Here is a 3,658-nt window from a genome sequence, read left to right as displayed (position 1 = left end):
TGTCCCAACCACAAAGCAATTACGCTAAATGCGACACCCGATTGAAGTAGATGCATTGCTGTCGTATGCCTAATGGTATGCGGCGAGATGCTCCGCTTGGCGAGACTGCTATGCACCTTGGCTGCCTGTGCCACGGCGATGTTGAGGCGCTGAGTAACGTTGCAACGCGTCATGGCATGACCGTCCCTGTTTGGCAGCAATGCAGCATCTTCCCTCAGTGAGGGATTGCGTACCAGCCAAGCCCGGATTTCCTGAATCGTACTTTTCCATAAAGGTGTCGTGCGTTGCTTTCGTCCCTTGCCTTGCGTATTCTGATTAATTTGAACACTGATTCTGGCCGAACTTGAACACCTAAAACCTAACGCATCGGTGGAAGTTAATTTTTACTCTAAGTGTTCAACTTGGGTCAAGGAATTCATTTTTTTTCGCATATTTTCTCCTTGTAAATTCATCCGGTGGGCGTTGTGCATCAGCCGATCCAAAATAGCATCGGCTAAGGTATTATCACCAATAACGTCATACCATTGTTCGGTCGGTAGCTGACTGATCATGATGGTTGCGGATTGTTGATAGCGATCATCCATTATTTCCAGCAAGTCATTTCGGGTGGCGGCATTTAAAGGCTCTAATCCCCAATCATCAATGATCAGCAAATCCAGACTGGCGATGGCTTTTAGCAATTTACTGTAACTGCCATCCGCCTTGGCCTGTGTCAATGCGAGTATGAGGCGCGGAAGCCGGTAATATCTGACGCTGTAACCTTTCAGACAGGCTTGATGGCCGAGTGCGCAAGCAATATAGGTTTTGCCTGTTCCGCAGGGGCCAGTTAACAACAGGTTCTGGGCTTTTTTTAACCAGTCACACATTAATAACGATGCCATTTGGGACTGTTGCAAGCCTCTACCGCTCTGATAATCAATGTCTTTGGCATGAGCCTTCAGTTTGAATTGTGCGGCGCGTGTCAAGCGATCCTGTTTACGCTGATTACGCTCCTGGTCTTCGTGATCGACTAAGAGTTGCAGTCGTTCGGCAAAAGCTAAACCCTCATACGTGCCTGGTTGATCCAGTTGGGTTTGCAGCGCAGAGGCCATGCCGGTTAATTTCAATTGGCGTAGTTGGCTGAGGGTGGTTTCAATCATGTTAATGTCCTGTAATTAGCTTTTAAAAAAGTGCGAGCAAGCAGAGTCTTCTGTAAACCCTGCTTGCTCAACGCGTTAGGGCTTAGTGGAAACTCTTTGCACCACGAATATTGACATGATCCTGAGGCAATAACGAAAGCTGCACCGGCGCTGTGTCAGGCAGCTTATCCCTGTTGCTTACCAAAATGGCTTTGACGTTTTTTAAGCGGAACAGGGATTCTTTGTTGGCGATCGCACAAGCTTTATTTAAACGCTCAGAGGCATAGCTTCGATTGAGGCTCAATAAGCCCAGGCAGACGCGGTAAGCCTGCTCTGGATGCTCTCTGCGGTGCAACTGCCCCTTCACCCACACCAGCACCTCAGGCCCTATGGATTGCGCCCAGTTCATTAACCGTCCTGGCGTCCACTGCTGATGCTGAGCATGCTGTTCCGGCATGTGCCCTGGCTCTGTGGTTATGCCTGGATAGAACTTTCGAACATGGGTAGCGATGCGTTGGTGGTGAAAATAGACCTCAATCAGTTTGTCACCGGCATGCAGCTCAACCTGTTCACCCACACAGTGATGCGGTACTGAGTAGAGGTGTTGGTCGTAGATCAGGTGATAATCGATATTAACGCGGGCGGTTTTGATGTCCGTGTATTGATAGGCGTACTTCGGTAACGGTGATAGCGCCGGTCGATCCAGCGTTTCAAACCACTGCTGACGACTGCCTGGCATTTGCTTGAAGGGTTTTTGATTGAGTTCGATCAATAAGGCGCGGATACAGTGATTCAACTCTGCCAAGGAGAAGAAGGTTTGATGGCGGAGTTTAGCCATAATCCAGCGCTCAACCAGCTGAACACCGGCCTCGGCTTTGGCTTTATCCTAAGTCACCAACTGTCTGTCATGTGGACGTTGTTACACCCGAAAGCAAAACTTTTGAGATCACCCATCCCTTTCACCCGAGGCGGGGAATGCGTTTCATATTGACGACGCGACGACAGAACTGGGGAGAAGACCGGGTGATGTTTTACGACGCCGAAGGCCGACTATGCTCAATGTTGGCATCGTGGACGGATGTCCCGGAGCAGGATCTGTTTGCCCAAGCTTCAGCAGGTCGGTCCTGGTTCCGCACTGATGACCTTCTCCGCTTGTCAAGCATAATGGATGAAATAGTAGGAGGCCTAAGTGTTAAGTAAATTTTGCCGCACATGTAAGGCTAAATATGCCGCATGCGCCAATTTAGAACAAAAATATCAGCTATTAATTGCTATTTATCACGGAATATTAATCACTCTAGCTATCAGCTTGCTTGACATGTTTGTTAATGACGGCATATATTTAATTACAGTAAGGCCGCTTAACCTATCACTATGTCAAAAACTGAACCGAAACTTGAACGCTTGCGTCGCTTGGGAATGCTTAATCCCAATCCCCAGCAAATCAAAGCCCCCTGGTTTTTGTCGGGTGAATTCTTTGACCCCAATGATATGGTCCAGGCGAAATACGAGATGCTGCGTCACGTCCAGGTTGACGGTGTCTCCAAGGTCGAGGCGGCGGCGCTGTTCGGCATGTCGCGGCCAACCTTCTATCAGGCGGAAGCGGCTTTCGCTCGCGAGGGTCTGGCTGGCCTACTACCTCGGTCACGTGGACCCAAAGGCGCGCACAAACTTACCGCTGAGGTTATGGCCTTCATCGAAGAACACTTGCCAAACGATGGCGAGATGCATGCCCGCTCACTGGCTCAGCAAATTGAAGCTGAGCTCGGCCTATCGATTCACCCGCGCAGCATTGAACGTGCCATCATGCACAAAAAAAAACCCAACTCGAAAGCGCGTTGACAGCGCAAGCGGCCTCGTACATCACAACCTACGAGGCCCTGCGTGCGAACGTTCTTGCCAAACAACTCCCATCCGAGGGCATGGCCGCATTGCACTACCACGGGATGCTCCCTGGCCTGGAAATCCTGTTCAAAACAACGGCCGCGACATCAGCGGTCACGCACGCTTCATTCAACTTGCCATTACCCCGCGACAACAACGCGATGGTTCGGTTATTGGCAAATTTCCTGTTGCACACTTATGCGGAGCACACCCATGTCTGCTGATCGATTTCAGAAAGTAACCGCTGATCATTTACGGCGCGACGCCTTCTTATACATCCGTCAATCCTCGTTGCGGCAAGTGCTGGAAAACACTGAAAGCACGAAGCGGCAATATTCGTTGCGTGATCGGGCCGTTGCATTGGGTTGGCCAATTGAGCGTATTCATGTTATCGATTGTGACCTGGGACTGTCCGGCGCTAGTGCAGAGGATCGTGACGGTTTTCAGCGCCTGGTCGCTGAAGTGGCAAACAGCCACGCCGGCATTGTGCTGGGTCTGGAAGTCTCGCGTTTGGCCCGCAATAATGCCGACTGGCATCGCCTGCTTGAATTGGCCGCGTTAACCCAAACGCTGATCCTGGACGAAGACGGTGTCTATGATCCTGCTTACTTCAATGACCGTCTTTTACTGGGCTTAAAAGGCGCCATGAGCGAAGC

General features: G+C 50.5%; 6 protein-coding genes and 1 pseudogene. 4 read left to right on the top strand and 3 right to left on the bottom strand.

Features of this window, described 5'->3' with window-relative positions; genetic code table 11:
* The 3 genes and pseudogenes from M0R47_RS21985 to M0R47_RS21390 all read right to left on the bottom strand — a co-directional run.
* Positions 1-320, bottom strand: a 320-nt coding sequence (locus M0R47_RS21985) for a tyrosine-type recombinase/integrase (protein ID WP_366513268.1), incomplete at its 3' end; no start/stop codon positions are given.
* 63 nt (positions 321-383) lie between these two features.
* The gene (gene istB, locus M0R47_RS21395) at positions 384-1,139 is read right to left on the bottom strand and encodes an IS21-like element helper ATPase IstB (RefSeq protein WP_292558385.1); all 756 of its coding nucleotides are present in this window, start codon (positions 1,137-1,139) and stop codon (positions 384-386) included.
* An 82-nt stretch (positions 1,140-1,221) separates the two neighbouring features.
* Positions 1,222-2,004 (bottom strand): annotated as a pseudogene (locus M0R47_RS21390) (IS21 family transposase); the annotation flags it as partial.
* Positions 2,005-2,027: 23 nt separating this feature from the next.
* On the opposite strand from M0R47_RS21390, the gene M0R47_RS21980 reads away from it, so the two are divergent.
* The 4 genes from M0R47_RS21980 to M0R47_RS21375 all read left to right on the top strand — a co-directional run.
* Positions 2,028-2,318 carry a DUF5372 family protein gene (locus M0R47_RS21980; RefSeq protein ID WP_366513267.1) on the top strand — a complete coding sequence of 97 codons (291 nt, stop codon included), beginning with the start codon at positions 2,028-2,030 and terminating at the stop codon, positions 2,316-2,318.
* Positions 2,319-2,492: 174 nt separating this feature from the next.
* Complete coding sequence (locus M0R47_RS21385) at positions 2,493-2,960, top strand: helix-turn-helix domain-containing protein (RefSeq protein ID WP_292558384.1); 468 nt, start codon at positions 2,493-2,495, stop codon at positions 2,958-2,960.
* Positions 2,957-3,226, top strand: coding sequence for a hypothetical protein (locus M0R47_RS21380; protein WP_292558383.1), 270 nt, complete (start codon positions 2,957-2,959; stop codon positions 3,224-3,226). Before M0R47_RS21385 ends, M0R47_RS21380 begins: the two co-directional genes overlap by 4 nt.
* Positions 3,216-3,658, top strand: a 443-nt coding sequence (locus M0R47_RS21375) for a recombinase family protein (RefSeq protein ID WP_292558382.1), incomplete at its 3' end; no start/stop codon positions are given. The genes M0R47_RS21380 and M0R47_RS21375, both read left to right, overlap by 11 nt.

Source organism: Methylobacter sp., assembly GCF_023227905.1.
Lineage (GTDB): Bacteria > Pseudomonadota > Gammaproteobacteria > Methylococcales > Methylomonadaceae > Methylobacter_A.
This window is presented reverse-complemented; position numbering and strand designations above follow the sequence as displayed.

Bases quoted from the DNA above. Each gene is read 5' to 3' on its own strand.
- istB (WP_292558385.1), bottom strand. From the start codon at position 1,139: ATGATTGAAACCACCCTCAGCCAACTACGCCAATTGAAATTAACCGGC.
- M0R47_RS21385 (WP_292558384.1), top strand. From the start codon at position 2,493: ATGTCAAAAACTGAACCGAAACTTGAACGCTTGCGTCGCTTGGGAATG.